Raw genomic sequence first — 26,314 nt, 5'->3', positions numbered from 1 at the left:
TTCCTCCGTTCGGTCGGGCCACCCCTCGAGGCACCAGCCCCCTCCCAAACCATCCCCGGTGATCTCGACTTGATCCGCCGCCCTGTCCCCCCTAGCTTGGCGCGCCACAAGGGGAGGCGGCGCGAAGGCGCGCCGATACATGGTTGACCAATCGGATTGCGCGGCGCCCATGATCGAAATTGTGGATCTGGTGAAACGCTTCGGCCCCTTCACGGCGGTCGACGGCGTCGGTTTTCATGTCGGCCGCGGCGAGGTCCTGGGTTTCTTAGGACCCAACGGCGCCGGCAAGTCCACCACCATGAAGATGGCCGCGGGCTTCCTGACCCCCACCAGGGGCCGGGTCGCGATCGCCGGCCATGATGTCGAGCGCGAGCCGCTGAAGGCCAAGCGCGCCCTGGGCTACCTGCCTGAAGGCGCGCCGTCCTATGGCGACATGACCCCGCGCAGTTTCCTGGAATTCTTGGGCCAGGTACGCGGGCTGGACCGGGCCGCGATCCGCCTGGGCCTGGGCCGGGTGGTCGAGCAGGTCGAACTGGAAGGTGTGCTCGACCAGCCGATCGATACCCTGTCCAAGGGCTTCAAGCGCCGTGTCGGCCTGGCCGGCGCCATCCTGCACGATCCGCCGTGCCTGATCCTGGACGAGCCGACCGACGGCCTCGACCCCAACCAGAAGCATGAAGTGCGCAACCTGATCGCGCGCATGGCGCCCGACAAGGCGATCGTCGTCTCCACCCACATCCTGGAAGAGGTCGAGGCGGTGTGCACCCGCGCGGTGATCATCGATCGCGGCCGGGTGGTGGCGGACGGCACGCCGGCGCAGCTGGTCGCCCGCTCGCCCTTGCACAATGCCATCCGCATCAGTCTCGCCGCCGTCATCCTGGACATGCCGTCGCGCCTGGCCGACGTGCCCGGTGTGGCCCGGGTGGTAACCCCGGATGGCTGGCGTACCGGCCAGGATTACCTGGTGCTGCCAAACGGCAGCGTCTCGATCATCGAAGGGGTGGCCGCCCGGTTGCGCCAGATCGGTGTGGCGGTCGAGAACCTCAGCACCGAGCACGGCCGCCTGGACGACGTGTTCCGCCAGTTGACCACCAGCGACGCGCAGAAGGTGCGGTCATGAGCAGTACCCTCGTCATCGCCCGGCGCGAGCTGGCGGCCTATTTCGCCACCCCGCTCGCCTATGTCTTCATCATCGTCTACCTGTTCCTGAACGGCATCTTCACCTTCTACATCGGCAATTTCTTCGAGCGCGGCGAAGCCGACCTGGTGCCCTTCTTCACCTTCCATCCCTGGCTGTACCTGTTCCTGATCCCGGCCATCGCCATGCGCCTGTGGGCGGAGGAGCGCAAGGCCGGCACGATCGAGCTGCTGCTCACCCTGCCGGTGCCCCTGTGGGCGGCGATCGTCGGCAAGTTCCTGGCCGCCTGGGTCTTCACCGGTATCGCCCTGGCCCTGACCTTCCCCATGTGGCTGACCGTCAACTATCTGGGCCAGCCCGACAACGGCGTGATCGTGGCCGGTTACATCGGCTCGTTCCTGATGGCCGGCGCGTATCTCGCGATCGGCTCGTGCGTGTCGGCGGCGACGCGCAACCAGGTGGTCGCCTTCGTGCTGACCGTGGTGGTGTGCTTCCTGTTCACCGCGTCGGGTGCGCCCATGGTGCTCGACGCCTTCTCGGGCTGGGCGCCGCAGGCGATCGTCGACACGGTCGCCTCGTTCAGCTTCCTGACCCATTTCAACGGCATCGTCACCGGCGTGATCGAACTCAAAGACATCGTCTTCTTCACCACCCTGATCGTCGCGGCCCTGGCCGCCAACGCGATCACGATCGACATGAAGAAGGCGAACTGAGATGGGTGCCACCCGCGTTCGCATCGCCGGCGGTGCCGCCCTCGCCCTGATCGCCATCCTGTTCCTGGTGGTCAACCTGATCGCCCAGGTGGGCCTGACCGGCCAGCGCGTCGACCTGACGCAGAACCGCCTCTACACCCTGTCCGACGGCACCCGCGCGGTGCTGGCCAAGCTCGACGAGCCGATCACCCTGCGCCTGTTCTATTCGGCGACCCTGGCCAACCAGTTCCCCGCCTTCAAAGCCTTTTCCGGCCGGGTGACCGACCTGCTCGATGCCTTCAAGCGGGCCGGACACGGCAATATCCGCATCCAGATCATCGATCCGGCACCCTATACCGACACGGAAGACGAAGCCGCCGCGGCGGGCATCCAGGGCAACGAGACGCCGTCTGGCGAATCCTTCTATTTCGGCGTCGTCGGCACCGGGCCGATCGGCGGGCGCGAAGTGATGCCGGTGATCACACCCGATCGCGAGCCGTTCCTGGAATACGACCTGGCCAAGATGATCGTCTCCTTGACGGCCGAGAAGAAGCCGGTGCTGGCGGTGATCTCGACCCTGCCGCTGGATGTCGGTTTCGGTGGGGCGATGGCGGCCCTGCGCGGCCAGTCGCACCCCTTTGCCGCCTATTCGCAACTGGCCGAACTCTACGACGTGCGCATGATGGCGTCCGATTTCGTGGAAGTCGGCGCCCACGTGGACATGCTGCTGATCGTCCATCCGCCCAAGCTCAATCCGCAGCAGCTCTATGCCATCGATCAGTTCGTCCTGAACGGCGGCCGGGCCGTGGTCATGGTCGATCCCAATGCCGAAGTGGCCAGCCAGATGGCCGGGCAGGGCGCGCCGCCGCCGCAGATGACCTCCGACCTCGAACCGCTATTGGGGGCCTGGGGCATCAAGGTCGACACCACCAAGGTGATCGGCGACCGCCGGCTCGCGACCAAGGTGACGATCCCGGGCAGCCGCCGCCCGGTCGACTATGTGGTCTGGCTGCGCGTGCCCAAGGCGCAGATGAACCATGACGATGTCGTCACCGCCGATCTCGACCAGGTGCTGGTGGCGACACCGGGCGCCATTTCGGCCGTCGAGGGCGCGACGACGACCCTGGAACCCTTGATCAGCACGACCGAGGATGCCATGGCCTTCGACCCGATCATGCTGCGCGTGACCGGCGACCCGCAGGACCTGCTGCGCGGCTTCGAACCCACGGGCAAGCCTTTCACCCTGGCCGCCCGGGTCACCGGGCCGGTCAAGACCGCTTTCCCCGACGGCGCCCCCAAGGTGACCGAGGAACAGTCGCCCAATCCCACCAAGGAAGGCGAGACGCCCGCCTTCGGGGCCAAGGAACGGGCGGCGCTGAAGGAATCGGCGACGCCGATCAATGTCGTGGTCTTTGCCGATGTCGATATCATCGACGACCGGCTGTGGATCGAGGAGATGGGCCAGGGGGCCCAGCGCCAGGTGGTGCCGCGCGCCGACAACGGCAACCTGATCGTCAACGCGGTCGAGAACCTGGCCGGTTCCAGCGACCTGATCGCCATCCGCAGCCGCGGCGCGGCCAGCCGGCCGTTCGAGGTGATCGACGGCCTGAAACGCGACGCCGAACAGAAGTTCCTGGCGCGCAGCCAGGAACTCCAGGCCAAGCTGCAGGCGACCGAGGCGCGGATCCAGGAATTGCGCAGCGCCCGCCCGGGCGGCGCCGGCGGCGCCATCGTCTCGGCCGAGACCGAGAAGGCCCTGGCCGAGGCCCGCGCCGAGGTCGTCGCGACCAGGCGCGAGCTGCGCGACGTGCAGCGCAACCTGGAAGTCGACATCGACAATCTCGAAAGCCGCCTGCGCTTCGTCAACATCGCCGCCATGGCGATCGTGGTGGCGATCGTCGCCTTCTTCATTTCCCTGGTTCGCCTACGCCGCCGCCGTGCGCGGCGTGGCGTGGTCTGACGCTCGAGAGGCCCCGACGACATGCGCCGTTCGACTCTCGCCATCCTGCTTGGCCTGACCATCCTGCTCTCGCTCGCCGGTGCCTGGCTGGTGATCGAGCGCATCCGCGAGACCCAGGCCGACCTCTCCGGGCAGTTGATGCTGCCCGACCTCAAGGCCGCGCTGAACGATGTTGCGGAAGTCTCCTTCACCGGGGCCGAAGGCGCGTTCAGCCTGAAGCGGGTCGAGGGCGAGACCTGGGTGATGCCGCAGCGGGGCGGCTACCGCGTCGATTTCGCCAAGGTCCAGCGCCTGTTGCTGGCCCTGGCCGATCTGAAGGCGATCGAGCCCAAGACGGCGCGGCCCGACCGCTACCGCTTCCTCGATGTCGAGGATGTCGCCCAGGGCACCAAGGGCCTGCGCCTGACCGTGAAGGACGGGCAGGGCGAGGCCCTGGCCGACCTGATCCTGGGCCGGCCGGACGAGACCATGGGGGCGGCCAAGGTGTCGCGCTTCTTCCTGCGCTTTGCCGGCGAGGCGCAGTCCTGGCTGGGCGAGGCGGAGCTGCGGGTGGAACGCGATCCGGCCCAGTGGCTGGACCGGGAACTGACGGTGATCGCGCCCGTGCGGATCAGGGCCGTCTCGGTCACCCATGCCGATGCAACCGTCCGTATCGCGCGGGAGAAGCCCGATGCCCCCTTCCTCGTCGCCGACCTGGCGGCGGGCACCGAGGACATGAAGACGCAGCGCGCCAATGCCCTGTCCGTCGCCGCGACCTATCTGGTGTTCGAGGATGTGAAGACCGCGCCGGCCGCCACCGACCCGGAAAAGCCGGCGATCAAGGTGGTCTACGAGACCTTCGACGGGGTCGTGGTGACCTTCGAGATCGCCACCGTCGACGGCCAGGGCTGGGCCACGATCGCTGCCGTGTTCGAGGATTCGATCGCGGCCGAAGGGGCCAAGATCCAGGCCCCGCCCGGCCCCGACGGCGCCGCCATCTTCAAGATGCCGGAGGCGGCCAAGGCCGAGGCGGCCGCGCTGGCCGCCAAGACCAAGGGCTGGGCCTACCGGATCGACGGCACCCGGGTGATCGACCTGACGCCCGCCCGTGCCGACCTGGTCCAGCCCAAGACGCTGGCCCCGCCCGGGGTCACGCCCGCCCTGCCGCCGCTGCCGGGCCTCTCGGTCCCGCCGGAAGGGCGGCCGGTGCCGATGCCGCAATAGGTTCCCTCTCCCCGCAAGCGGGGCGAGGGAGAATTGGGCTCAAGCGACCTTGAGCACCAGCTTGCCGAAATTCTCGCCCTTGAAGAGTTTCAGCAAGGTATCGGGAAAGGTCTCGATGCCGCTCACGATATCCTCGCGCGCCGTGACCTTGCCTTGCGCCAGCCATTGGGCGAGATCGCGCACCGCCTCGCCGTAGCGCGGGGCATAGTCGAACACCACGAAGCCTTCCATGCGGGCACGGTTGACCAGCAGGGACATGTAGTTGCTGGGCCCCTTCACCGCCGTGGTGTTGTTGTATTGCGAGATGGCGCCGCAGATCAGGACGCGGGCGTGGCGCGCCAACTGGGTCAGGCAGATATCGAGGATATCGCCGCCGACATTGTCGAAATAGATGTCGATGCCCTTGGGGCAATGGCCGCGCAGGGCCTTCTTCACATCCTCCGACTTGTAGTCGACGCAGGCATCGAAGCCCAGCTCGTCGACCGCGTATTTGCATTTGTCGGCACCACCGGCGATGCCGACCACGCGGCAGCCCTTCAGCTTGGCGATCTGCCCGACCAGGCCGCCCACGGCACCGGCGGCGCCCGAGACCACGACGGTCTCGCCTTGCCCAGGCTTGCCGACATCGAGCAGGCCGAAATAGGCGGTCATGCCCGGCATGCCCAGGACGCCCAGATAGGCGGGCAGGGGCGCCAGTTTGGGATCGACACGGGTCAGGGTCTTGCCCGAAACAACGGCGTATTCCTGGACGCCCGGCGTGCCGTTGACGATATCGCCGACGGCAAAGGCCGGATCGTTGCTGGCGATCACCTCACCGATGCCGCCGGCGCGCATCACCTCGCCGATGCCCACCGGCGGGATATAGGACTTGCCCTCGTTCATCCAGCCGCGCATGGCCGGATCGAGCGACAGGTACAGCACCTTGACCAGCACCTCACCGTCGCCGGGCGTGCTCGCGGCCTGCGTGGTGAATTCCCAGTCGCCGGGCTTGGGCAGGCCGATGGGGCGGGCAGCCAGGCGGAACTGGCGGTTTTGCAGGGTGGTCATGGGGTAAGCCTTTCCTGTAACGTTGTTCGTGGCTGGCAGTTGGGTGGTGCGTCCTTCGACAGGCTCAGGATGAGGGGGAGTCTTGTTGGCAAAAAGATTTTCGTCATGGTGAGCCTGTCGAACCACGCAAGACCTTGATCCAGGGCTCAACTGGCCCGCTTGCGCGCCTCTTCGTCGTAGAGTTCCTTTTTCGACAGCTTGCCGACCGGGGTCTTGGGCAGGTCGTCGCGGATTTCCAGGGCGCCGATCATCTCGTGCTTGCCGATGCGGGTCTTGAGGAAGGCCTGCATCGCCTCCAGCGTCATGGGGGCTGCGCCGGGCTTCAGCTTGATGAAGGCCTTGGGCGTCTGGCCGCGATAGGGATCGTGGATGCCGATGACGGTGACTTCCAGGACCGCCTCGTGCTCGTAGATCGCTTCCTCGATGGTGCGCGGATAGACGTTGAAGCCGCCGCACAGCAGCATGTCCTTGGTGCGGTCGACGATGCGCAGGAAGCCGTCCTCGTCCATGTAACCGACATCGCCGGTGCGGAAATAGCCGTCGGCGGTGAAGCTCTCGGCCGTCGCCTCGGGCTTCTTCCAATAGCCCTTCATGACATTGGGGCCCTTGATGCAGATCTCGCCGCGCTCGCCCAGGGGCATGGCCTTGGTGGCATCGTCGACATCGACGAACTTGAGCAGGATGCCGGGCAGCGGCACGCCGCAGGCGCCGATCTTGCGGATGCCGTAGACCGGCGTGAAAGTGCCCAGCGCCGTGGTCTCGGTCATGCCCCAGCCCTCGGAGAGGTCGCAGCCGGTCAGCTTCTGGAAGCGCTCGTGCACCTCGGTGGGCAGGGGCGCCCCGCCCGAGCCGCAGAATTTGAGTGAGTGCAGGTCGACTTTGGCGGCGTCCGGGTGGCCGACCAGGGCGGCATACATGGTGGGCACGCCGGGGAAGAAGGTGATGCGTTTCTCCGCCAACTCGCGGATCACTACCTCCAGCTCGAACTTGGCGTGCAGGATGATTTCGGCACCGATGACGATGCCCATCATCATGTTGATGGTCAGGGCGTAGATGTGGAACAGCGGCAGCACCGCCAGGATGCGTTCCTGCCCCGGCACGAACACCGGCTTGTCGCCGCCGCAGGTCTCGACCAGTTGGGCGCAGCCGGCGGTCAGGTTGGCATGGGTCAGCATGGCGCCCTTGGGCAGGCCGGTGGTGCCGCCGGTGTATTGCAGCACGGCGATGGTCGCGGCCGGATCGGTGACGGGGTGGCGTTGCGGCTGGCCGTCGTTGTCCAGCAGGGCGCGGAAGCTGACATGGGCGTCGTCCGCCGGTATATCGGCCAGTTGCCCGGCCTGGCGCAGGAAGGCGGCGACCGTGTCTGGCTCGGGCGTGAAATCGCCCAGGTTGCCGACCACCAGGGTCTTCAGCCGGGTCGACTTCAGCAGCCCGCCCATCTGCGGGTACAGCACCTTGAGATCCAGGGTGACCAGGATGTCGGTCTCGCTGTCGCCGACCTTGTGCTCCAGCACCCGTGCGGCATCGAGCGGGGAATAGTTCACCACGGTGCCGCCGGCGATCAGGATGCCGAAGAAGGCGATGATGTAATGCGGGCAGTTCGGCAGGTAGAGGCCGACATGCACGCCGGGTGCCACCCCCAGCTTCTGGAAGCCCTTGGCCGCGCGGTCGGCGAATGCCTGGAGCTGGGCATAGGTGATGCGGGCACCGTTGAATTCGATCGCGGGCCGGTCGCCGTAGCGGGCTGCCGCATCGGCCAGGACCTTGGGCACAGCCGAGGTGGGCAGGGGCGCATCCCAGCGCACGCCGGGCGAATAGGAATGGAGCCAGGGCATCGGGTTCTGTGACAATGGAGCCTCCCTTAGGTTCTTGCTTGGGCCATTGGCTGGCCGCTTATTTTTTTCGTCATTCCAGCGAAAGCTGGAATGACGATGAGGTTAGGCCGCCTGCGCGACCCGGGCTTCGAGCAAGGTCAGCGCCTGCTGCATCAGGTCGGAGAAATGCTCGATGTCCGGCACGGTATCGCGGTCGGCGGTCAGGCCATAGTCCAGATTGCCGCAATAGCTCATCAGGGTGATGTTGAAGGCCGCGCCATGGTAGGGGATGCTGATCGGGTGGTTCGAGACCACCTTCATGCCGGCGAAATAGAGCGGAACGGGCGATCCTGGCACGTTCGAGATCACCACGTTGAAGGCCGGCGCGTGGTAGTTCTGGATGCCGAAATTCTCATAGAGCCTTGCCGCCTGGGCCATCAGGGCGGGGGCGGGCAGCTTGGCCCAGTCGCCCATCAGGTTGGCCGGCATGGCGCGCATCTTTTCCTTGGCCCCGGCCATGTCGGCGCTGATCTTGCGCAGGCGGATGGTCGGGTCGGGCTCGTCGGTGTGGAGCGAGGCGCGCAGGAACACCACCTGGTTGCCGGCGGTGCCCTTCTGCGCCTCGGAGCGGATCGACATGGGGATGCCGGCGACCAGGGCGCGGGGCGGCAGGTCGGCCTTTTCGTTCAGGTAATTGCGCAGCGCCTCGGCGCAGATGCCCATGACCACGTCGTTCAGCGTGGTGCCCAGGGCATTCTTCACCGCCTTGATGCGGGCCAGCGACAGCGAACCATAGGCATAGGAGCGGCGCGCCGTGATCTGGGTGTTGAAGCGGGTGCGCGGCGCCAGGCCCATGACGCCGTCGGTGGCATTGCCCTTCAGGATCATCTTGCCGCGCTCATAGGCCTCGCGGCTGACCGAGGCGAGCAGGGGCCAGCTTTCGCGCAGCAGCTTGAACGTATCCACCGGCCGCCTGGACATGGAGCGGGCGCTGGTATAGAGCCGCTTCAGCAGCGAGGGGATGTGGTCGGGCTTCCACGGCTTGGCCGGCGGCGGGTTGACCCTGGGCACCTCGGTCAGGTCGAGCAGTTCGGTCAGGATCTCGGCGCCCGAAACCCCGTCGATCGCGGCATGGTGCATCTTGGTGATGGTGGCGACCCGGCCCTTGGCCAGGCCCTCGACATAGTGCAGTTCCCACAGGGGCAGGTTGCGGTCCAGGCGGGTGCTGGTCAGCTCGCACACCAGTTCGGTCAGTTGGGCGGTGTCGCCCGGGCCGGGCAGGGCGCGGTGGCGCAGGTGGTGGACCAGGTCGAAATCCGGATCCTCGACCCAATAGGGATGGTCGAGGTCCAGGGGCGTGGTCAGCAGGCGGCGGCGCATCGGCGGAATCCGGTCGAGGCGGCTTTCCACATGGGCGCTGATGCGGGCGAAGGCGCCGTCCTTGGGCGCCTTCTCGCCAGGCTCAAGGATCACCAGGCCGCCCACATGCATGGGACAGGTATTGCTCTCCACGTTCAGGAAGAACGTGTCGATGCCGCTCAGCTGTTGCATTTCATCATTCCGCTGGTGCCAGGCTGGGCGCCCGGCGTTGAGGATCGGGATAGAAAAAAGAGCGGAGCCCGCGCCGGTCGAACGGGGTCCACAGGCCCTCCTTCTGGGCCAGCCGGTCGGCGATGGCGAACAGCACCACGGGGTTGTGACCCAGGCCCGAATGGCTGCCTTCGACCTCGATGTTCTCGACCTGGTCGCCCGGCACCTCGACGCAGCGCTGCCAGGGCACGACACCGTCGGTGCGGGTGAAGATGCAGGTGGTGGGCACCGGCGGGGTGCCGCGCAGGCGCTCCGACAGGGCCGGGTCGTCGTCCTTCTTGCCGCTCAGCCATTCATAGACGCGGCGGGCATTGGAGGCGCGCGGGTTGCCGGCAAAGGGGCTGCCCAGGGTGATCACCTGGCGCACGGCCTTGGGGGCCTGCTTGGCCAATTCGCGCGCGAACAGGCCGCCGGCACTCCAGCCGATCAGGCTGACCGGGCGGCCATAGCGGGTGTTGAGCTTGTGCAGGCGTTCCAGCAGCGGCTCCAGCAGCTCGACCTTGCCGGTGTTGCGCCCGGCATGCCAGCCATGGGCGCGGTAGCCGCGGCCGCGCAGAAAGCTGCGCAAGGCATAGGTGCTGGGATCGTCACCCGCCAGGCCGGGCAGGGTCATCACCGGGTGGCCATCGCCCTTGGCGGCCAGATTATAGAGGGGCCAGGCCGCGACATAGGCGCCAAGCTCGAAGAAGGCCCGCGCCTCCAGGGCCAGGAGGAATTTGGAGGGTGCTGCCGACGGATCTGGTGCGGTTGTCATGGCGGACCTTGGCTGTTGGAAAAGGGCCCCGGCATCGTGAGTGGCCGGGCAAGCAACAACAGGTACCGACGCAACCAGCATGCCAGCCTAACCCAACGGGGGCGGCCGACAAGCGATAGCCTACCCGTTGGGTTTCATTCGTCTAATGAATATTCGCTGGATGGATTTATGAATTCTGTGCATGCCTCGACATGACGGCGGGCACGGCCGTGGCGTGGATGCGCGACCACAGGCCCTGCTTGCGCCAGCGGGCATAGCGATTGCACACGGTGGCATAGGGGCCGTAGTGGCCCGTCGGCCAGTCGCGCCAGCGCCCGCCGGTATGCAGCATGTGCAGAATGCCGCTGATCACCCGCCGGTCGTCGACGCGGGGGGCCCCGCGTCCGCCGGACGGCAACAGCGGTTCGACCCGCTGCCATGCTTCATCGTCGAGCCAGTAGAGCTGCTTCATGGTTCCTCCACAGAGCGAAACATCAGACCACGGCGGTGCCGCCATCGACGGCCAGGATCTGGCCGGTTACATGCCGCGACGCGGCGGAGGCGAAATAGACCGCCGCCCCCTTCAAATCCTCGTCGCCGCCCAGGCGGCCCAGGGGCGTTGCCGCCAGCACTTCCTTCTCGAAGCGGTCGAGCAGGCCCTGCGACATCTTCGAGGGGAAGAAGCCCGGGCAGATCGCGTTGACATTGATGTTGTAGCGCCCCCATTCGGCGGCCAGCGCCCGGGTGAAGTTCACCATGGCGCCCTTGCTGGTGTTGTAGGCGATGGTGAACATGTTGAGATTGGGCGGGTTACCGCCCAGGCCGGCGACCGAGGCGATGTTGACGATCTTGCCGCCGCCTTGCGGGATCATGGCGCGCTTGCCGACTTCCTGGGCCAGGTAGAAGGCGGCGTCGACATTCAGGGTCATGACCTTGCGCCAGGCCTCGGCCGGATGATCCTCGGCCGGCGCGCCCCAGCTCGCCCCCGCATTGTTGATCAGGATGTCGATGCGGCCGAAACGCTCCAGCACCGCCGTGGTCAGCCTCTCGGCTGGCTTGGCGGCGATATCGCCCAGGTCGCAGGGCACCGAGAAGACCTCGATGCCCTTGGGCGCGAGGGCGGCCTCGGCCGCCGCCAGCTCGTGCGGCTTGCGCGCGGCGATGGCGATCCTGGCCCCCATCTCGCCCAGCGCCTCGGCCATCTGCAGGCCTAGGCCGCGCGAGCCGCCGGTGATCAGGGCGACCTGGCCGGTCAGGTCGAACAGTTGCTTCACGCTCATGACTTCCGCTCCCAATCGCTTAAGCCCTCTCCGCCCTTTAGGGGGAGAGGGTTGGGTGAGGTGGGTCGGCGGCGTAAAGCGCGCTCTGACCCACTCACCACCTCACCCTCCCCGTCGCTGACGCGCCGGGTCCCCTCCCTCTCCCCCGCAAGCGGCGGAGAGGGCACGCTTGTTACTGCACGCGTTTCAGTTCCATCTTGCCGATCTGGTTGCGGTGCACCTCGTCCGGGCCGTCGGCCAGGCGCAGGGTGCGGGCGCCGGCATAGGCATAGGCCAGGCCGAAGTCGTTGCTGACGCCGCCGCCGCCATGGACCTGGATCGCCCAGTCGATGACCTTGCAGGCCATGTTGGGGGCAGCCACCTTGATCATGGCGATTTCCTTGGCCGCCACCTTGTTGCCGAAGCGGTCCATCTTGTCGGCCGCCGCCAGCACCAGGTAACGCGCCTGGTCGATCAGGATGCGGGACTCGGCGATACGCTCCAGGGTCACGGTCTGCTCGGCCACGGTCTTGCCGAAGGCGATGCGGCTCTTCGCCCGTTTGCACATCCGCTCCAGCGCCCGCTCGGCCAGGCCGATCAGGCGCATGCAGTGGTGGATGCGGCCAGGCCCCAGGCGCCCTTGGGCGATCTCGAAGCCGCGGCCTTCGCCCAGCAGCATGTTGGACAAGGGCACGCGGACATTCTCGAACAGCACCTCGCCATGGCCGTGCGGGGCATCGTCATAGCCGAACACCGGCAGGTGGCGCAGGATCTTCACGCCGGCGGTCTCGCGCGGCACGATGATCATCGACTGCTGGGCGTGACGGTTGGGGTTGCGCGGGTCGGTCTTGCCCATGAAGATGAAGACCTTGCAGCGCGGATCGTTAGCGCCCGACGACCACCACTTGCGGCCGTTGATGACGTAAGTATCGCCCTGGCGCTGAATCGAGCTTTCGATGTTGGTCGCATCCGACGAGGCGACGTCGGGCTCGGTCATGGCGAAGCACGAGCGGATTTTTCCCTCCAGCAAGGGCTTCAGCCACTGCTCCTTCTGTTCCGCGGTGCCATAGCGCGCCAGCACTTCCATGTTGCCGGTGTCGGGCGCCGAGCAGTTGAACACTTCCGGCGACCACACGACGCGGCCCATGATCTCGCACAAGGGCGCGTATTCGAGGTTGGTGAGGCCGGCGCCCAGCTCGCTTTCGGGCAGGAACAGGTTCCACAGGCCCTCGGCCTTGGCCTTTTCCTTCAGCTCCTCGATGATGCGCGTGGGCTCCCAGCGGCTGCCCTCGTTCACCTGTTCCTCGAAGACGTGCTCGTTGGGGTAGACGTGACGGTCCATGAAGCTGCTGACGCGCTCCATCAGGTCCTGGACCTTGGCCGAATATTCGAAATTCATGGGATCTCTCCGGTTCAATCAGGGGCGGGGCGTGGTGTCGGTGGGCACGCGGTCTTCCAGGATGTCCTGCATCCGGGTCTCGATCGCGCGTTTGATGGCCTTGTGGGGCAGGATGTAGAAGCGGCCGGCGCGCACGCCTTCCAGGGTGATGCGGGCGACGTCGGCGGCACTCAGCTTGCCGGCCTTGGTGGCGCGGCGGACCTGTTCGGCATAGCGCTGCGACAGCGGATTGGCGGCAGTGCCTTCGGGCCGCGTCTGGTCGGAATGGGCGATGCCGGTGTCGACGAAGGCCGGGCACAGGACCGAGACGCCGATCGAGGATTCAGCCTCGCGCAGCTCGTGGTACAGGCATTCCGACAGGGTGACGACGCCATGCTTGCTGACGCAATAGACGCTGGAGCCCTTGGGCGACACCAGCCCGGCGGCGGAAGCGGTGTTGACCACATGGGCCTCGCCCCCTTGCGCCAGCATGCGGGGCACGAAGCTGCGGATGCCGTGGACGACGCCCATCAGGTTGACGTCCAGCACCCATTTCCATTCGTCCAGCGTGGTGGTCCAGGTCGGCCCGGCCACGGCGATGCCGGCGTTGTTGAACAGAAGGTGGGCGGCGCCGAATTTCTCCCAGGTCCGCTCGGCCAGGTTTTCCAGGTCCTGCGGGCGGGAGACGTCGCACGTCACGGCGAGCACCGGCACGTGGGGGCTGGGCAGCATCTCGACGGTCGTGGCCATGCCGGCCTCGTTGCGATCGGCCAGCACCAGCTTCATGTCGGCTTCCGCGCATAAAATCGCCAATTCGCGGCCGAAACCGCTGGCCGCCCCCGTGATGACCGCAACCTTGCCCGCCAGTTCCTGCACGTCGTTCTCCTGGCCTTAGCGATAGCTGATGGCGTCGGGCGAGCCGGCGCGTTCGAGATGGGCGAAATTGTTGAGATAGCTGAGGCTGACCCGGCCGGGCTGGCACAGGAGCTTGGTCACCGCGCTGTTCACGATCGACTGGTTGAGCTCGATCATGCGGTGGTCGGGCAGGTCCAGCAGCGACTGGCAGATCGCCGCGATCGGCCCGCCTGAGGTGAAGACGACGATGCGGCGGGCCTCGCCCGCATTCTCCGCCAGGCGCCACAAGGCCTTCAGGCAGCGGCCACGGAACGCGTTCCAGCTCTCGGTGTAATCATCATCGTGGCGGCTGCTCAGCCAGCGCTGCATGGCCTCGGTGAAGATCCGCTGCACGGCGCGGCCCGGGCTGCTGGCCTTGGCCAGGATGAGCTTGGTCTCCGCCGGGTCGGCCAGGGCCGGACAGTGGCGGGTCAGGATTTCGGTGTGGTCGTATTCATTGAAGCCCACGTCGATTTCGGGCTGCGGCGGCGCCAGCGGGGCGGGCAGGGTCTCCAGCACGCCGGCGGCGGTTTCCTTGTGGCGGCGCAGGCTGCCGGTGACCACCCGGCCGAAGTGCAGGCCGCAATCGCCGAACCAGGCGCCGAGGTGCCGGGCCTGGGCATGGCCGAGGTCGGACAGCTGGTCGTAGTCCGCGGCGCCGAACGACGCCTGGCCATGCCGAACCAGATAGACCTCTCCCATGCCGGCAACCTCCCTTTTGTTGCCGACAGACTAAGCGCGCCGTATCTTGCGTCTAATGAATGTTCGAGTGCGGGATACATAAGCATCATGCATATAAGCCGGATCGACCTGAATCTGCTGGTGGTGCTCGACGCGATCTTTGCCGAGGGCGGCATCACCAAGGCCAGCCACAAGCTGAACCTGACCCAGCCGGCGGTCAGCCATGCCCTGGGCCGCCTGCGCGATGTCTTTGGCGACCCGCTGTTCGTGCGCGACGGCCGCAACCTTACCCCCACGCCTTTTGCCCGCAACCTGATCGGCCCGGTGCGGCAATCCCTGCGCGGGATCGAGATCGCCCTGGCGGAGGTCGAGCATTTCGATCCCGCCACCTCGCGGCGCCGCTTCGTCATCGGCGTGCGTGATTTTCTCGAGGCCCGCGCCCTGCCGCCGCTGATGAAGCGGCTCAGCGAACTGGCGCCGGCCATCGACATCGCCGCGATCCACGTCGAGCGCCGGGTGCTGGAGGGGGAACTGGCTTCCGGCCGGCTCGATGCCGCACTCGACATCTGGCTGGCGCCGCCCGACTACATTCAGCGGGTGCGGGTGATCGACGACGACTTCGTCGTCCTGGTGCGCCAGGACCATCCGGCGATCCAGGGCAGCATCGATCTGGACAGCTATCTGGCGCTCGACCATATCCAGGTCAGCGCGCGCACCACGGGGCCGGGGATGGAGGATATCGAACTGGCCAGGCTGGGCCTCAGCCGGCACATCAGGCTGCGCTGCCAGCACTTCTTCGCCGGCTGCCGGGCGGTCAGTCAGACCGATATGGCCCTGACCATGGCCGAGCACTATGCCCGCATCGCCAACGAGCAGTTCGGCAACCAGATCCTGCCGTTCCCCTTGGAGTCACCAGGGCTGGACGCCTATCTCTATTGGCACGCCAATGTCGAAAACGATCCCGCCAACCGCTGGCTGCGGGCGCAGATCCAGCATGTCCTGAGCTAGCGGCGCTGGCGCGCGGCGACGAAGCCGATGCCGAAAACGGCGGCGATGGTGCCGATCGCCTGCGCCCAGGCGGCCAGTACCTCGCTCCGGGTGTTGCGGTCCCAGAACGACAGCGGCGGCGCCTGCGGCGCGGTCACGACCACCGAAACGGGGGTCTCACGCGCTGCCGCCGAGGCGGCCGCCGCGGCGGCGGCCGGCACGGCAGCGGCTGCTGCCCGGCGGGCATCCAGGCCCGCGTGCTCGGCCGCGATATAGGCCGCGGCCCAGGGCTGGCCGACCATGGAATGGCGGGCGGTGGTCACCACCCCGGTGCGCAGCAGCGCCTCGCCCAGGTCCTTGCCGTCGGCGCCGTTGCAGCGGGCGATCTCGCGCTGATACAGGCGGTCGCCGGTCAAAGTGCACTCGACCGGTCCCTTGGCCAGGAGATCGTCGAGCACGCGGCGGGCATTGATCCCCGCCGGGGTCACCAGTTCGGGCGCATCGATCGAGATCAGGCGCAAGCGCCGGCGCGCGCCCGCGATCTCGCCCATGTCGATGGTGAAGCCGTCGATGGCGATGGCGTCGCCCTGCAGCGTTTCCAACGGCGGCTTGATAGCGACCGCCGCATCCGGCGTGGTCGGCGGCGGCACCGGCGTTGCCGGCATCGGTGGTGCCTGGAGTTGCGGGGCGGGGGGCTGGGGCGACAGGATCTGCGGCGCGCCGGGCACGGCATCCTGCGCCGCCGCGGTTGCCGACAGCGCCGTCACAATGCCCAGTACTGCCACGAAACCACGGTTCATGGCCAAAGCATGCCCGAGGCTTCCCCCGCTCGTCGAGGTTCGAGGTCGATCACTAGCGCCATTCTGGCGCCAGTCCGACCCAGCTTACCGTCAGCCCCCGCTGCCGTAGGGCCGGGTGAGGACTTCGAGGAAGTGGCCGTCGGGATCGTCGAAGTAGAAGCCCCGGCCGCCGTCATTGTGGCTGATTTCCTTGGGCCGCTGGCGCATCGGGTCGGCCCAATAGTCGAGGCCGCGGGCGAGAACCCGCGCGTAGATGGCATCGAAATCGTCTTCGCCGATGAGGAAGGCATAGTGCTGGAGGCGGATCTCGCCCTCGATCTGGTAGAAATCGAGGGAAACCCCGTTGTCGAGGTCGACCACCAGGAAATGAAAGAAGCGCCGGGCCGGCGGCAGGCCCAGGATCCCGGTCAGGAAATCGGCCGATTTTTGCTGGTCGTTGCACCAGACGATGGTGTGGTTGAGCGCGACGCCCATGATGGCACCCGGATTTCGTTCTGCCGATGCCTTCTACGTTGGCCCAACCACGGGCAAATTCAATCCCGCTTGCCGCGGTCTGTTCTTCATCAATCGTCAGTAATTCCGGCCGACAATGCTCTCATGACGGCCGTGGCGCCCGCGCCCTGGCCACCCTCGGCAAGGGAGTGACGATGATGACAAAGTTTCTTCTGATCTTCGCCGCGGCGGCAATCACCCTCGCCCTGCTCAAGGCGATCGTCCTGCGCGCGACGCGGCAACCGGTGAAGCACCTCTATCGCCTGGACGGGCGGCGGTGGAACTGAGCGTTTCGGTGGCATGGTTCGCCAAAATGGGTAAAGGCGAGAACCGGTGCTTTGCCGCTCGATGAGCGCAAATTTTCGTCAGCTCCATAAAGTTGATATTGGGGCCGCCGCAAGTTTGTCGCCAAAGGGGACAAGGTCCGGGCCGTCATAGAGGACGGCGCCAAAGGCAAAGCGATTGCCGCAAGCGCCGGCCAACGTCCTGAGCCCAGCGAAGTCGCTGGATCTCACGGTGGCGCTCGCCTTCACCTCGATCCCCGCGATCATCCCGTCGTCGCGCTCCAACAAAAGGTCAACCTCGTTCAGTTGCTGATCGCGGAAATGATAAAGCCTCAGCCGTGAATCGGCGCCCGTCATAAGTTTGGATACCTCGGAGAACACGAAGCTTTCCAGGAGCGATCCGAAGGTACTGCGGTCGCCCCTCACCCGGTCGAGGGTCAGTCCTCGTGCCGTGGCCAGTATGCCGGAATCGAGAAAATGCAGCTTCGGCGTCTTGGCGATCCGCTTCAGCGCATTGGTGAACCAGGGCTGCACCGTCGCGATCAGGAACACCTGCTCCAGCAGCCCGACATAGCGCTGCCCCGTCTTGTGGCTGACGTTTATGCTGGAGCCGAACTGTGAATAGTTGACCAACTGGCCCGAATGCTCGGCCAGAAGGCGGACGAATTTCGGCAACTCCGTCAGTTTCTCGATCTCGGCGATGTCTCTCAGGTCGCGGGTCAGAATCGACGTCAGGTACGAGCGTGCCCAATCCTGGCGCCGCCGCTCGCTTTCCCGGCTGATGGCCTCGGGAAAGCCCCGAGGAGTACGAGTTTGACCAGATCATCCCCAGTGATCGCTCCCGGATCACCCCGCAGCTTGCCCGCGAATAAGCGCTCCAGGAAGGTCGTTGTCGTTCCTTCCACTTCCGCCCGGGCCAGCGGCAGCATCTGGATGGTTTCCATTCGGCCCGCCAAGCTGTCGGCGACGCGGGGCAGGGTGAGCACATTGGCGGAACCAGTCAGCAGGAAGCGGCCGGGGCGGTAGTCCTCATCGACCGTCTTCTTGATCGCCAGCAGCAGGTCGGGAACGCGCTGGATCTCGTCGATGATGGCCCGGTCGAGGCCTCGAATGAAGCCGACTGGATCGGACCGTGCGGCATCGAGTGCCGTCTGGTCGTCGAGCGTGACATAGGTCCGGCCTGGCCCTCCCATCTTCCGGACAAGTGTGGTCTTGCCGGCCCGGCGCGGCCCCACGACCAGGACCACCGGGGTGTCCGAAAGGGCCTCCGCCGCCCGCCGCTCCACGAACCGTTCGTACATGCCGCCTCCGAATCCCCGCCGATTGGAATTATCCAGCATGATAATTGGAAGTTTCCAACATGATAAATGGAAATCGGCCAACCGCGAATAGAACAGAGGCCGTGGCGGAAGGCGAGAGCCGCAATCGCGCAGCCGCGAAGCAGGCCGAAAAATCCCGTCCCTACCCGTTCCGGCGGCGGCAACGGCAGCTTTTGGCGGTGTGGTGTCCCCGGCGGGATTCGAACCCACGGCCCCAGGATTAGGAATCCTGTGCTCTATCCTGCTGAGCTACGGAGACACGGCCCTCTTTTAGGGGTGACGGCCGGCGGCGTCAATCGGGCGGGCGCCGGCCTCAGGCCGCAACCCTCAGCTGCTGGTTGAGGAAGGCGATGGTGCGGTCCAGGGCGGCGCGGGTGGGCTGGCCGGCCTCGTCGATCAGGTGGTTGGTCAGCACGCTGTGGGCCGGCTTGGGCGCCTTGGGGTTGGCGTGCTTGGCGGCGATCTCGATGCCTTCGAAGGCATCGCCGAACTCCTCGCGCAGGCGGGTAAAGCGCTCGCCCGGGCACATCGGGTCGCCCTTGAAGCGCAGGCCCAGGATGCGGGCGCCCTCGCGCTCGATCTTGTCATGGGCGGCGGCGATCTCGCGAGGCGAGGCATGCAGGCCGCCCTTGCGCGCCTTGCCGATCGGGAAGGGCAGGGAGGGCTGCGAGAGGACCGGGGCCAGGATCGGGGCATCCAGCATCAGCCCCAAGGCGAAATTGCCGGTGAAGCACATGCCGATGGCGCCCACGCCCCTGCCGCCGCAGTCCTGGTGGGCCTGGCGCGCCAGGGCCCGCAGCCAGTCGAGGATCGGGCTCGACTCGTTGGCCGCCAGGGCACGGAACTGCCGGCTGACGCAGACCCGGGCGAGGGAGTTCAGCACATAGCCGGGCGTGATCCGCTTCATCGGCGTGCCGAACAATTGCGGCATGTAGACGGCGAAGCCGGCATCGACCAGGCGCCGGGCAAAGCCCGCCACCTGCGGCGTGATCCCGGGATCTCGGACATCACGATGACGGCCGGGCCGCTGCCGGCCCGGAACACCTCGCGACTGGCACCGTCATGGCTGAAGCTGGTGGTTACAAAGCCTGGAACCTTGCTCATGAGCCCCTCCGCAAATCGCACGCCACTCTACCCTTGAGAGGGGCCAGGTTACAGGCCGAAAGCGTTGCCGCGCTTCACTTCGCCGAACTGGCCAAGGCGCCCGGTCTTGCACCGATCGGAGGCGCTGTAGGGGCAATCGCGATAGTAGAAGGCCATCTTACTGGCGACGTCCTGCACCCGGAAGCAGTCCTTGGCACCGTTGAGTTCCTTCTTGAACTTGATGCACATGATGCCGTTCTCCAGCGTCCAGGTGCCTTCTTCGGTAACGGTAGCCTGGACAACCTCGCCCTTGTTGCCCGAACGGGGCTGGGTGATCCGGGCCACCAGGGTGCCGTCCGGCCGGATATAGGCCTGCCAGGGAATATCATAGCGACCCTGGGCGCCGTCGCGGCTGCCCGTCATGCCCGACAGGGTGTTGCCGATCAGGCGCTCGCGCACCTGGGCGTCGCCCAGGTCGGTACCCGACGCGACGCGGGGCACGCCATTGCCCACCGGGCCACCGGCGCCGGCCACATCGCCCGCGGCGGCATTGGGGTCTTCGGCGCCGGCGGCGGTGCCGCGGCCTTCGCCGGTGCTGACCGGGGCGGCGACCTGGCCGGTGCCCGTCGTGGCGGTGGCCGCTTCGACCGGCTTGGCCGGGGTCGGGGGTTTTTGCGGTGCGGGCTTGGCCCGCGCCGGCTTGGGTTTCGGCGGGGTTACCGGCTTGGGTGGCGGTGGCTTCTCCACCACCGGTTCGGGGGCCGGTACGGGATCGGGCGGCGGGGGCGGCGGTGCCGCCGCGACCTCGGGCTCCACCGGGGCCTGTTCGGCCGGCGCCGGCTCGGCCGACGCGGCGGCCGCCGCCACCGCAGCGTCGTGGCCGTCGCCCTTGCTGGCGTCGCCGGGGATGTCGAAGACGATGTCGACGGCCATGCCGCCGGCGCCGTCTTCCATGGTGTCGGGCAGTTGCAGCAGCAGCAACAGCAGGATCAGCAAATGCAGCAGCGCCGAGCCGAACATGGCAAGGCGATCCATGCTGCGGGTGCGAGACGCAGGTGCGGTAACTTCCAGTGTTGCATTAAGCGACGACATCAGGGCATGATGCCTTCCAACAACAAAAAGAAAAGAGGCCTGCATCACAATGCGAGCAGGCCGCTACCGGGAGGAAGCTTGGTGGACCAAAAAAACCGGCCACCGAGGATGAGCTGAAGGCCAACAATAAAAACAGGCTGACAGCTTTATAGGTCGACAGCGCGCTGGGGAGGGTGCTTCGATCGAACAGGACCCAGGTTTGGGCGGTCCGGCGAGATACTCCGCGCCGGGCCGCTTTTTTTGGGTCAGGCCGCGACCGGCATCACCCCTTGCGGCGTTTCCGAATCCTTCAGGCCCGAGGCGTGGTACAGCGTCGGCGTGCCGATGCCCAGCATGCGGCGGACTTCGCCGGTCTGGACCGGCAGCAGCGCTTCCCAGTCGGCACCCGGCAGGAAGGTGGCCGCGCGGCCCAGTTGCCACGACTGATAGACCATGGCCAGGGTCCGCTGCTCGGGGTATTCCTGGCGCAGCTTGTGGATGCCGCCCAGGACGACGAGCAGGATGCCGGGGTTGCCGGACACGCCATGGGTGAATGCGAGCACGTTGAGCTCGCCCATGCCGTCACGGCCGTATTGGCCCAGCACGTGATAGAGGTCGTGGCTGTCGCGCAGCCGCTCGCCCAGGCGGCGCATCAGCGGATCGAGGGTTTGACGGTCGGACTGGTAGCCCTCATCGCTGGCCGCCACCAGGCCGTCGGCGGTGATCTGCTCGCGCTCGACAAAGGCCAGGTAGTCGCGGCCCAGACTGCCCTCGGGCAAGCTGCCGAGATAGGCGCGGTCGCCCAGCACGTCGCACAGCATCCGCGGCCGTTCGAGGATTTCCAGGGCGTTGGCCTGGGTCCGGAAGCGCCTGTACATCTTCTCGAAGGCCGGGCCGCCCAGGGCGTCGACGATCGTGAACACTTGCTTGGTGTCTTCCTTGTCGCGCAGCAGGGTGCGCAGCGCCTTGAGGGCGACGAGCGGGCGATATCGGCGTTTCGTATCAACACGCGACGTAGCCATCGGATTCCTCCATAATTTTGTCATTGCCGGATTCTGATAGACGGCTTACTAACAACACTGTTCATAAGATAATCCACTGTAGCGGCCTGTCAATGGGAGAAGTGATAGATGGCGGTCTCGTCGATCGGGGGTAAGCGGGTGCGGCGCACATCCGAGGAGGCCCGTCGCCAGATCCTCGACGCGGCGGAGTCGCGCCTGTCGCGCCTGGGGCCGGAGGGGATCCGGCTGCAGGACATCGGCCGCGATGTCGGCCTGTCCCATTCGGCGATCCTGCATCACTTCGAAAGCCGCGAGGGCCTGGTGCGGGCGCTGACCGAGCGCGCCACCGAACAGTTGCGCCTCGACCTGCTGGTCGCCCTCGACACCCAAGCCGGCATCGTGCCCGAGCCGGTGGTGGTGATGGAGAAGGTCTTCGAGGTGCTGGCCGAACGCGGCTATGCCCGCCTGGCCGCCTGGCTCACCCTGGCCCAGGGGGAGGAGACGCAGGGCGTCTCGCCCGGCATGATCAACGACATCATCGCGGTGATCCACCACATCCGCGCGCGGCGCCATGCCGACGAGGGCATCGAGGCGCCGGGCGAGGACGATACCGCGAACATCGTCTTCCTGGTCGCCATGGTCGCCTTCGGCGAGGGCATCATGGGCCAGGCCCTGCGCCAGGGCCCGCACCTGCCCAACACGCCCGACGATCGCGCCAAGTTCCGCCAGTGGTTCGGCGCCCTGGTCCACCAGCACATGGCCGACTACCACCGCAAGGCGCTGGAAAAGAAGGCCGAGGCCGGCAGCCCCGAACCGATGTAGGGCTGGGACCACTGTATTGCGTGGTTCGACAGGCTCACCATGAGGAAAATCTTTGTGCCAAAAAGAGTCCCCTCATGCCTCAAGCCTGTCGAAGGACGCAGGGCGTCTGTGCGAGGCGCCGTTCTTGAAACAGCCCCAATATCACCCGCGCGTGCCGGTCAAGGCAGGAAACTCGGCGCCGGCGTCGCCGCCCGACGAGAGGAAGGCCAGGCGGTTTCGCATCGCCGCGATTTCGACGCGCTGGCCGGCGATGATGTCCTCGGCCAGGCGCCTGACCAGGGGGTCGCGGCCATAGCGCAGCAGCAGTTCGGCCATGTCGACCGCGCCCTGGTGGTGCGGCACCATCATCGCCAGGAAATCGCGGTCGATGTCGCCGCTGCGTGGGCCCTGGTGCATGTCGGCGTGCATGCGCGCCATGGCGGCGTCGTTGGCCGGGTAGAAGGCCGCCGGGGCGGCATCGCCGGTCACGCCGTGACGCTCCGTGCGCCGGGCCGGACATAGACCAGGTTGATGCTCTTCTTGTTGCGCAGGCCGCCCGAGGGCAGGGCCAGCTCGCCGAGCGGGATGCGGGCGAGCAGTTTCGGCGCGAAGGGATCGCGCACGTCGAACACCGCGCACACGGTCTGGCCGCCGTGCGGGGTGCCGGGCAGTTCATCCTGTTCGTGCGCGACATAGAGCCGGGCATTGGCCGGATCGGTCCACAGGCCGTGGGCCTCGCGGCCGCCGCTGAAGAAGCTGGCGACCACCTTGCGCCGGCCCGGGGCGGCGGCGCGGTCGATGATCGAGATGCGGCTGCCGGCGATGCCGTCGGGGCCGCCGTCGTCGACCCGGCCCTGGCTGGCGTAGAGCACCTTGCCGTTGGCGTTTTCGACGAATTCGACATGGTTGGGCCGCGCCATCTTGCCCATGTCGACGACGTCGATGTAGCCGGCCTCGCCGGTCGGGGCGATCGCCGCGACCCGGTCGGCCAGCTTGTGCGAGAGCCACATTTCATCGCCCGCGGGCGACAGTTTCAGGAACGGGCTGAAGCCGAAGGGGTCGGTCGCCGAGATGTCGATCTTCCTGACCAGCTCGGCGGAACTGTGACCGCCTGCATCATAGCCGACGCGGAAGACCTGGATCATCGGCACCTTCTGGGACAACAGGATCGCCGTCGTCCCGTCCTTGGAGAACCAGGTGTGCGCGGGGCCGGGCAGGGTCGGAATGCGGCTGAGGATCGCGCTGCCCGGCGCCCCGCCCTGGCTCTCGAGCACGGCCTTCTCGACATCGACCACGGCGATGTGGTCGCTGCCGCGCAAGGTCACCCAGATTTCCTTGGCCGTGCGGGTGAAGGTGGGCTCGTGGGGCTCCCGTCCGACGAAGACGCCGTCGGTCAGGCGGTCACGGACCACGTCGTCGCGGGTGTTGGGATTGGGCACATTGCCGATCGGGGTGCGGGTCGCGGTATCGGTCAGGTAGATGTTGCTGGAGCCCCGGCCGGTCGAGACGATGAGGCGGGAGTCGGGCGAGGGGACCGCGCCGTGGATGGAAATCGCACCCCGATAAAGCGGCTTCTGGATCATCGCGGCGTGGGTTGCGACGATACCCCCGGTCACCAGCCTGAACGGCGGGCGGTGATCCTCGTCGAAACTGGTCAGGTTGACCGAAGGTTCGACCGTGTTGTCGTGCGGATTGATGACCGAGAGGGTGTTCGAATCCTCGTTGCAGATGAAGACCCGGTCCTGTTCGGCATCGCCGTCCTCGGCGGCGGCCTGTGCCAGGGGGCGGCCGGCCGGCAGCGATGCGGCGGCCAGAACCGCGGCCCCCGCCTTCAGTATCTCGCGGCGCGAAGCCTTGGGTGTGTGCTCGACCATCTTTGGCGTTCCTTCTGACGATACCTCGGGCCCGGCCGCCGGTGACCGGACCCGCTGGCATCATTGACGCCTTGGAGGCTCGACTATTCCCGCCCGCCGAAAATTCCTCCCGCTCAGCCGTGGCGTACGCCGGCACTGCCGAATTGCTGGTAGATCGCCTCCGCGATCGGCAGCAGGCTTTCGCGTTGCACTCGGGAGGTTACGGCAAAGCCCAGGCCCTGATCGATCCAGGCAAAGGTCGCCGCGTCACCCATCTGGGCGAACCTGAAGGCGGTTTCGCCTTCCTGGACCGCTTCCACGTAGAGGGTCAGCCGATTGCCGCTGGCATCGTCATACATGAGCTGCGCCGCCGCACCACTGCCGCCCGGCAGCAGGCGTCCGCCCATCAGCCTGTAACCATGGGCGCTCAGGTCCGGCGCGGTCAGCGGCCGGCCCAGGCGTTTCGACAGCCACTGCAGCAGGTGCGCCTCGTCTGAGGCCCTGACCTCGACCGGGTGGGCAACCTCCATGACGAAGGTCCGATAGGCGGCGGCGGCATCTTGCGCGATGGCCATCGTCGGCAGGGCCGGGGCCACGGGTTGGCCGGGGTGGGAGAGCCAGCCGCTGCCGGCCCCGGCAAAGAAGATGACGAGGGCCGCCGCCGCGGCCCGCGCCCGGCCCCGCCAGCGATCGCGCCGTGCCGCCCGAAGGTTCGATAGGCGCAGCCGGGCGGGGATCGGCTCGGAAAATTTCGCCTGCAACTGCTCGCGCAGGGCGGCGCGCTGTTGACGCTCGACCGCGATGCGTTCGGCGATCTCCCGGTGATCGCGCAGATAGGCCTCCACCAGCGCCAGGCGGGGCCCGTCGAGGCGGTCGTCGACGAAGGCCTGGAGATCGTCCTCGCCAATGGGGGCCTGCTGGTCGTTCATTTCACCCTCCGCAGCGTGAGGCGCCCCGACTCGATGATGGTGCGAAGCCGTTGCCTTGCTCTCGACAGTCGCGACATGACGGTGCCGATCGGCAGGCCGAGCATGCTCGCCGCCTGGTCATAGGAAAAGTCCTCGACGCCGATCAGCAGCAGCAGCGACTTCTGCTCTTCCGGGAGCTGGTCGAGTGCGGCGAGAACGTCGCGGACCTCGAGGCCCGTTTCCTGGGCCGGCGGGGTCGCCCGCGCCGGCACGTGGTCGATCGAGACATGGGCCCCGCGCCGCCGGTTGGCCCGGTAGGCATTGATGTAGAGATTGCGCAGGATGGTGAAGAGCCATGCCCTGAGATCGCCGTCGGGTCGCCGCAGATACCAGCGCGACAGGGCCTTCTCGAGGCAGTCCTGCACCAGGTCGTCGGCCGCCCTGTGGTCGCGCGCCAAGGCAAAGGCATAGCGGCGCAGCGCAGGGATCTGCTGCTCCAACTGCGCGCCCAACTCGTCCTGCGTCATCTGCCCTGATCCTGCTGCATCGGACGGGGGAAGCGCGGCACCGACCCGGGGCCGGCGCCGCGCCGGGCCGCTCAGGGCTTGGCGATGTGCCAGACACCCATGACGCCATCGCCGGTCGTATCGCCCGGCTTGGCATCCTTCACCCAAGTGTAGAGGGGTTTGCCCTTGTAGGCCCACTGTTTGGCGCCGCCATCGCGAACGACGATCGTGTAATCGCCCGCGCCGGCGGCATCGTCGCCTGCTGCCAGCGGCGGCCAGTTGGTCGCGCATTTGTCATAGCAGGCCGACTTGCCGTCGCTGTCCTTGTCGAAGATGTAAAGGGTCATGCCCTTGCCGTCGACCAGGGCGTCGCCCTTGTCGGTCTGGGCCACTTTCACCGGTTCGACGGCATAGGCGACGCCGCCGGCCATGACGGTGGCGGCGGCCAGGACGATTGCACGCATGATGGACTTGGGCATTGGGACTCTCCCTCTGTGCTACGGAATGCACGAGGAGAGACGCCGGCGACGGCGCGCTATTCCAATGGCCTGCGGATTTCGTTTGCGCGCGTGGTTGGGGCAAAGGCGCTGAAATGGAACGGGGCGACCTTATTGGGGTCGCCCCGTGTTCACCATTCGCGCCTGTGTGACTGAAGTCTGTGAGCGTGAGCTCAGACGAGTCCGACGACCAGCGCCATCAGAAAGGTGAAGACGACACCGGTCAGGAGATGGTTTGCTGTCATCGCATCCTTTTCCCTTATTCGGTGAGGTGGGGAATGATTCCGCCAATCGCCTCGCTTGAAAACCCCAAATCGTTGCTG

Annotated in this window: 28 protein-coding genes and 1 tRNA gene; 7 read left to right on the top strand and 22 right to left on the bottom strand. The window is 66.8% G+C overall.

Features of this window, described 5'->3' with window-relative positions:
- Positions 1-169: 169 nt before the first annotated feature.
- Genes D3874_RS01085 through D3874_RS01070 form a run of 4 tightly spaced genes read left to right on the top strand, consistent with a single transcriptional unit; the run spans position 170 to position 4,993 of the window.
- Positions 170-1,120 carry an ABC transporter ATP-binding protein gene (locus tag D3874_RS01085; RefSeq protein WP_119775539.1) on the top strand — a complete coding sequence of 317 codons (951 nt, stop codon included), beginning with the start codon at positions 170-172 and terminating at the stop codon, positions 1,118-1,120.
- Positions 1,117-1,851: an ABC transporter permease subunit gene (locus D3874_RS01080; RefSeq protein ID WP_119775536.1), complete on the top strand. Its 735-nt coding sequence runs from the start codon at positions 1,117-1,119 to the stop codon at positions 1,849-1,851. Before D3874_RS01085 ends, D3874_RS01080 begins: the two co-directional genes overlap by 4 nt.
- 1 nt (position 1,852) lies before the next feature.
- The gene (locus D3874_RS01075) at positions 1,853-3,790 is read left to right on the top strand and encodes a Gldg family protein (protein ID WP_119775533.1); all 1,938 of its coding nucleotides are present in this window, start codon (positions 1,853-1,855) and stop codon (positions 3,788-3,790) included.
- A gap of 21 nt (positions 3,791-3,811) precedes the next feature.
- Positions 3,812-4,993: a DUF4340 domain-containing protein gene (locus tag D3874_RS01070; RefSeq protein WP_119775531.1), complete on the top strand. Its 1,182-nt coding sequence runs from the start codon at positions 3,812-3,814 to the stop codon at positions 4,991-4,993.
- Between the two features lie 39 nt (positions 4,994-5,032).
- On the opposite strand, the gene D3874_RS01065 is transcribed toward D3874_RS01070, so the two are convergent.
- The 9 genes from D3874_RS01065 to D3874_RS01025 all read right to left on the bottom strand — a co-directional run bounded on the left by D3874_RS01065 (position 5,033) and on the right by D3874_RS01025 (position 14,410).
- Complete coding sequence (locus D3874_RS01065) at positions 5,033-6,040, bottom strand: NADP-dependent oxidoreductase (protein ID WP_119775528.1); 1,008 nt, start codon at positions 6,038-6,040, stop codon at positions 5,033-5,035.
- 146 nt (positions 6,041-6,186) lie between these two features.
- Positions 6,187-7,890 carry a long-chain-fatty-acid--CoA ligase gene (locus tag D3874_RS01060; RefSeq protein ID WP_233559783.1) on the bottom strand — a complete coding sequence of 568 codons (1,704 nt, stop codon included), beginning with the start codon at positions 7,888-7,890 and terminating at the stop codon, positions 6,187-6,189.
- 87 nt (positions 7,891-7,977) lie between these two features.
- On the bottom strand, positions 7,978-9,405 hold the full coding sequence (locus tag D3874_RS01055) for a WS/DGAT/MGAT family O-acyltransferase (protein WP_119775523.1): 1,428 nt from the start codon (positions 9,403-9,405) through the stop codon (positions 7,978-7,980).
- Positions 9,406-9,409: 4 nt separating this feature from the next.
- The gene (locus tag D3874_RS01050) at positions 9,410-10,198 is read right to left on the bottom strand and encodes an alpha/beta fold hydrolase (protein ID WP_119775520.1); all 789 of its coding nucleotides are present in this window, start codon (positions 10,196-10,198) and stop codon (positions 9,410-9,412) included.
- Between the two features lie 166 nt (positions 10,199-10,364).
- On the bottom strand, positions 10,365-10,649 hold the full coding sequence (locus tag D3874_RS01045) for a transposase (protein ID WP_158595758.1): 285 nt from the start codon (positions 10,647-10,649) through the stop codon (positions 10,365-10,367).
- A 22-nt stretch (positions 10,650-10,671) separates the two neighbouring features.
- Positions 10,672-11,457, bottom strand: coding sequence for an SDR family oxidoreductase (locus D3874_RS01040; protein WP_119775515.1), 786 nt, complete (start codon positions 11,455-11,457; stop codon positions 10,672-10,674).
- 172 nt (positions 11,458-11,629) lie between these two features.
- On the bottom strand, positions 11,630-12,835 hold the full coding sequence (locus D3874_RS01035) for an acyl-CoA dehydrogenase (protein ID WP_119775512.1): 1,206 nt from the start codon (positions 12,833-12,835) through the stop codon (positions 11,630-11,632).
- 18 nt (positions 12,836-12,853) lie between these two features.
- Positions 12,854-13,690, bottom strand: a complete 837-nt coding sequence (locus D3874_RS01030; RefSeq protein ID WP_119775510.1) for an SDR family NAD(P)-dependent oxidoreductase — start codon at positions 13,688-13,690, stop codon at positions 12,854-12,856.
- A gap of 15 nt (positions 13,691-13,705) precedes the next feature.
- The gene (locus D3874_RS01025; protein WP_119775507.1) at positions 13,706-14,410 is read right to left on the bottom strand and encodes a histidine phosphatase family protein; all 705 of its coding nucleotides are present in this window, start codon (positions 14,408-14,410) and stop codon (positions 13,706-13,708) included.
- Positions 14,411-14,497: 87 nt separating this feature from the next.
- Here D3874_RS01025 and D3874_RS01020 point away from each other — a divergent pair, with 87 nt between their 5' ends.
- A complete protein-coding gene (locus tag D3874_RS01020; RefSeq protein WP_233559782.1) occupies positions 14,498-15,397 on the top strand; it encodes a LysR family transcriptional regulator in 900 nt (299 codons plus the stop codon).
- Here D3874_RS01020 and D3874_RS28995 read toward each other — a convergent pair.
- The gene (locus D3874_RS28995; RefSeq protein WP_199698869.1) at positions 15,394-16,176 is read right to left on the bottom strand and encodes a thermonuclease family protein; all 783 of its coding nucleotides are present in this window, start codon (positions 16,174-16,176) and stop codon (positions 15,394-15,396) included. The genes D3874_RS01020 and D3874_RS28995 overlap by 4 nt on opposite strands.
- 90 nt (positions 16,177-16,266) lie before the next feature.
- Complete coding sequence (locus D3874_RS01015; protein WP_119775505.1) at positions 16,267-16,650, bottom strand: VOC family protein; 384 nt, start codon at positions 16,648-16,650, stop codon at positions 16,267-16,269.
- 176 nt (positions 16,651-16,826) lie between these two features.
- On the opposite strand from D3874_RS01015, the gene D3874_RS31030 reads away from it, so the two are divergent.
- Complete coding sequence (locus D3874_RS31030) at positions 16,827-16,955, top strand: hypothetical protein (RefSeq protein WP_274380550.1); 129 nt, start codon at positions 16,827-16,829, stop codon at positions 16,953-16,955.
- 78 nt (positions 16,956-17,033) lie between these two features.
- On the opposite strand, the gene D3874_RS28990 is transcribed toward D3874_RS31030, so the two are convergent.
- The 6 genes from D3874_RS28990 to D3874_RS00990 form a co-directional block, all read right to left on the bottom strand.
- Positions 17,034-17,627 (bottom strand): DUF4143 domain-containing protein, encoded by a 594-nt coding sequence (locus D3874_RS28990; RefSeq protein ID WP_233559781.1) that lies wholly within the window; start codon positions 17,625-17,627, stop codon positions 17,034-17,036.
- A gap of 56 nt (positions 17,628-17,683) precedes the next feature.
- Positions 17,684-18,253, bottom strand: a complete 570-nt coding sequence (locus D3874_RS28985; protein WP_199698868.1) for an ATP-binding protein — start codon at positions 18,251-18,253, stop codon at positions 17,684-17,686.
- Positions 18,254-18,453: 200 nt separating this feature from the next.
- Positions 18,454-18,530 (bottom strand) — tRNA-Arg (locus tag D3874_RS01005).
- Positions 18,531-18,584: 54 nt separating this feature from the next.
- Positions 18,585-19,250 carry a dienelactone hydrolase family protein gene (locus D3874_RS01000; protein WP_199698867.1) on the bottom strand — a complete coding sequence of 222 codons (666 nt, stop codon included), beginning with the start codon at positions 19,248-19,250 and terminating at the stop codon, positions 18,585-18,587.
- 173 nt (positions 19,251-19,423) lie between these two features.
- Positions 19,424-20,389 (bottom strand): hypothetical protein, encoded by a 966-nt coding sequence (locus tag D3874_RS00995; RefSeq protein ID WP_147385473.1) that lies wholly within the window; start codon positions 20,387-20,389, stop codon positions 19,424-19,426.
- A gap of 302 nt (positions 20,390-20,691) precedes the next feature.
- The gene (locus D3874_RS00990; RefSeq protein WP_158595757.1) at positions 20,692-21,447 is read right to left on the bottom strand and encodes a Coq4 family protein; all 756 of its coding nucleotides are present in this window, start codon (positions 21,445-21,447) and stop codon (positions 20,692-20,694) included.
- A gap of 108 nt (positions 21,448-21,555) precedes the next feature.
- Between D3874_RS00990 and D3874_RS00985 the strand changes: the two genes are divergently transcribed.
- Positions 21,556-22,248, top strand: coding sequence for a TetR/AcrR family transcriptional regulator (locus tag D3874_RS00985; RefSeq protein WP_119775497.1), 693 nt, complete (start codon positions 21,556-21,558; stop codon positions 22,246-22,248).
- A 141-nt stretch (positions 22,249-22,389) separates the two neighbouring features.
- Here the strand turns inward: D3874_RS00985 and copM are convergent, their stop codons facing one another.
- From copM to D3874_RS00960, 5 genes are all read right to left on the bottom strand, one after another.
- Entirely contained in the window at positions 22,390-22,716 is a 327-nt protein-coding gene (gene copM / locus D3874_RS00980; protein WP_233559780.1) for a CopM family metallochaperone, read from the bottom strand.
- Positions 22,713-24,101, bottom strand: coding sequence for a YncE family protein (locus tag D3874_RS00975; protein WP_119775495.1), 1,389 nt, complete (start codon positions 24,099-24,101; stop codon positions 22,713-22,715). The genes copM and D3874_RS00975 overlap by 4 nt, the downstream gene beginning before the upstream one ends.
- Before the next feature lie 113 nt (positions 24,102-24,214).
- Positions 24,215-25,009, bottom strand: coding sequence for an anti-sigma factor family protein (locus D3874_RS00970; protein ID WP_119775492.1), 795 nt, complete (start codon positions 25,007-25,009; stop codon positions 24,215-24,217).
- Positions 25,006-25,515: a sigma-70 family RNA polymerase sigma factor gene (locus D3874_RS00965; protein WP_119775490.1), complete on the bottom strand. Its 510-nt coding sequence runs from the start codon at positions 25,513-25,515 to the stop codon at positions 25,006-25,008. Before D3874_RS00965 ends, D3874_RS00970 begins: the two co-directional genes overlap by 4 nt.
- Positions 25,516-25,586: 71 nt before the next feature.
- Positions 25,587-25,973 carry a COG4315 family predicted lipoprotein gene (locus D3874_RS00960; RefSeq protein WP_119775488.1) on the bottom strand — a complete coding sequence of 129 codons (387 nt, stop codon included), beginning with the start codon at positions 25,971-25,973 and terminating at the stop codon, positions 25,587-25,589.
- Between the last annotated feature and the right edge of the window lie 341 nt (positions 25,974-26,314).

The sequence above is a fragment of the Oleomonas cavernae genome (genome assembly GCF_003590945.1).
GTDB lineage: Bacteria > Pseudomonadota > Alphaproteobacteria > Zavarziniales > Zavarziniaceae > Zavarzinia > Zavarzinia cavernae.
The sequence above is the reverse complement of the archived record's forward strand: the minus strand, read 5'-3'. Positions and strand labels throughout refer to the sequence as shown.

Bases quoted from the DNA above. Each gene is read 5' to 3' on its own strand.
- D3874_RS00970 (WP_119775492.1), bottom strand. From the start codon at position 25,009: ATGAACGACCAGCAGGCCCCCATTGGCGAGGACGATCTCCAGGCCTTC.
- D3874_RS00975 (WP_119775495.1), bottom strand. From the start codon at position 24,101: ATGGTCGAGCACACACCCAAGGCTTCGCGCCGCGAGATACTGAAGGCG.
- D3874_RS01070 (WP_119775531.1), top strand. From the start codon at position 3,812: ATGCGCCGTTCGACTCTCGCCATCCTGCTTGGCCTGACCATCCTGCTC.
- D3874_RS01085 (WP_119775539.1), top strand. From the start codon at position 170: ATGATCGAAATTGTGGATCTGGTGAAACGCTTCGGCCCCTTCACGGCG.
- D3874_RS01025 (WP_119775507.1), bottom strand. From the start codon at position 14,410: ATGGGAGAGGTCTATCTGGTTCGGCATGGCCAGGCGTCGTTCGGCGCC.
- D3874_RS01035 (WP_119775512.1), bottom strand. From the start codon at position 12,835: ATGAATTTCGAATATTCGGCCAAGGTCCAGGACCTGATGGAGCGCGTC.
- D3874_RS28995 (WP_199698869.1), bottom strand. From the start codon at position 16,176: ATGAACCGTGGTTTCGTGGCAGTACTGGGCATTGTGACGGCGCTGTCG.
- D3874_RS01080 (WP_119775536.1), top strand. From the start codon at position 1,117: ATGAGCAGTACCCTCGTCATCGCCCGGCGCGAGCTGGCGGCCTATTTC.
- D3874_RS00985 (WP_119775497.1), top strand. From the start codon at position 21,556: ATGGCGGTCTCGTCGATCGGGGGTAAGCGGGTGCGGCGCACATCCGAG.
- D3874_RS01045 (WP_158595758.1), bottom strand. From the start codon at position 10,649: ATGAAGCAGCTCTACTGGCTCGACGATGAAGCATGGCAGCGGGTCGAA.
- D3874_RS31030 (WP_274380550.1), top strand. From the start codon at position 16,827: ATGACAAAGTTTCTTCTGATCTTCGCCGCGGCGGCAATCACCCTCGCC.
- D3874_RS01075 (WP_119775533.1), top strand. From the start codon at position 1,853: ATGGGTGCCACCCGCGTTCGCATCGCCGGCGGTGCCGCCCTCGCCCTG.
- D3874_RS01015 (WP_119775505.1), bottom strand. From the start codon at position 16,650: ATGGGCGTCGCGCTCAACCACACCATCGTCTGGTGCAACGACCAGCAA.
- D3874_RS00965 (WP_119775490.1), bottom strand. From the start codon at position 25,515: ATGACGCAGGACGAGTTGGGCGCGCAGTTGGAGCAGCAGATCCCTGCG.
- D3874_RS00960 (WP_119775488.1), bottom strand. From the start codon at position 25,973: ATGCCCAAGTCCATCATGCGTGCAATCGTCCTGGCCGCCGCCACCGTC.
- D3874_RS01065 (WP_119775528.1), bottom strand. From the start codon at position 6,040: ATGACCACCCTGCAAAACCGCCAGTTCCGCCTGGCTGCCCGCCCCATC.
- D3874_RS01040 (WP_119775515.1), bottom strand. From the start codon at position 11,457: ATGAGCGTGAAGCAACTGTTCGACCTGACCGGCCAGGTCGCCCTGATC.
- D3874_RS01050 (WP_119775520.1), bottom strand. From the start codon at position 10,198: ATGACAACCGCACCAGATCCGTCGGCAGCACCCTCCAAATTCCTCCTG.
- D3874_RS00990 (WP_158595757.1), bottom strand. From the start codon at position 21,447: ATGGCTACGTCGCGTGTTGATACGAAACGCCGATATCGCCCGCTCGTC.
- D3874_RS28985 (WP_199698868.1), bottom strand. From the start codon at position 18,253: ATGTACGAACGGTTCGTGGAGCGGCGGGCGGCGGAGGCCCTTTCGGAC.
- D3874_RS01055 (WP_119775523.1), bottom strand. From the start codon at position 9,405: ATGCAACAGCTGAGCGGCATCGACACGTTCTTCCTGAACGTGGAGAGC.
- D3874_RS00995 (WP_147385473.1), bottom strand. From the start codon at position 20,389: ATGGATCGCCTTGCCATGTTCGGCTCGGCGCTGCTGCATTTGCTGATC.
- D3874_RS01020 (WP_233559782.1), top strand. From the start codon at position 14,498: ATGCATATAAGCCGGATCGACCTGAATCTGCTGGTGGTGCTCGACGCG.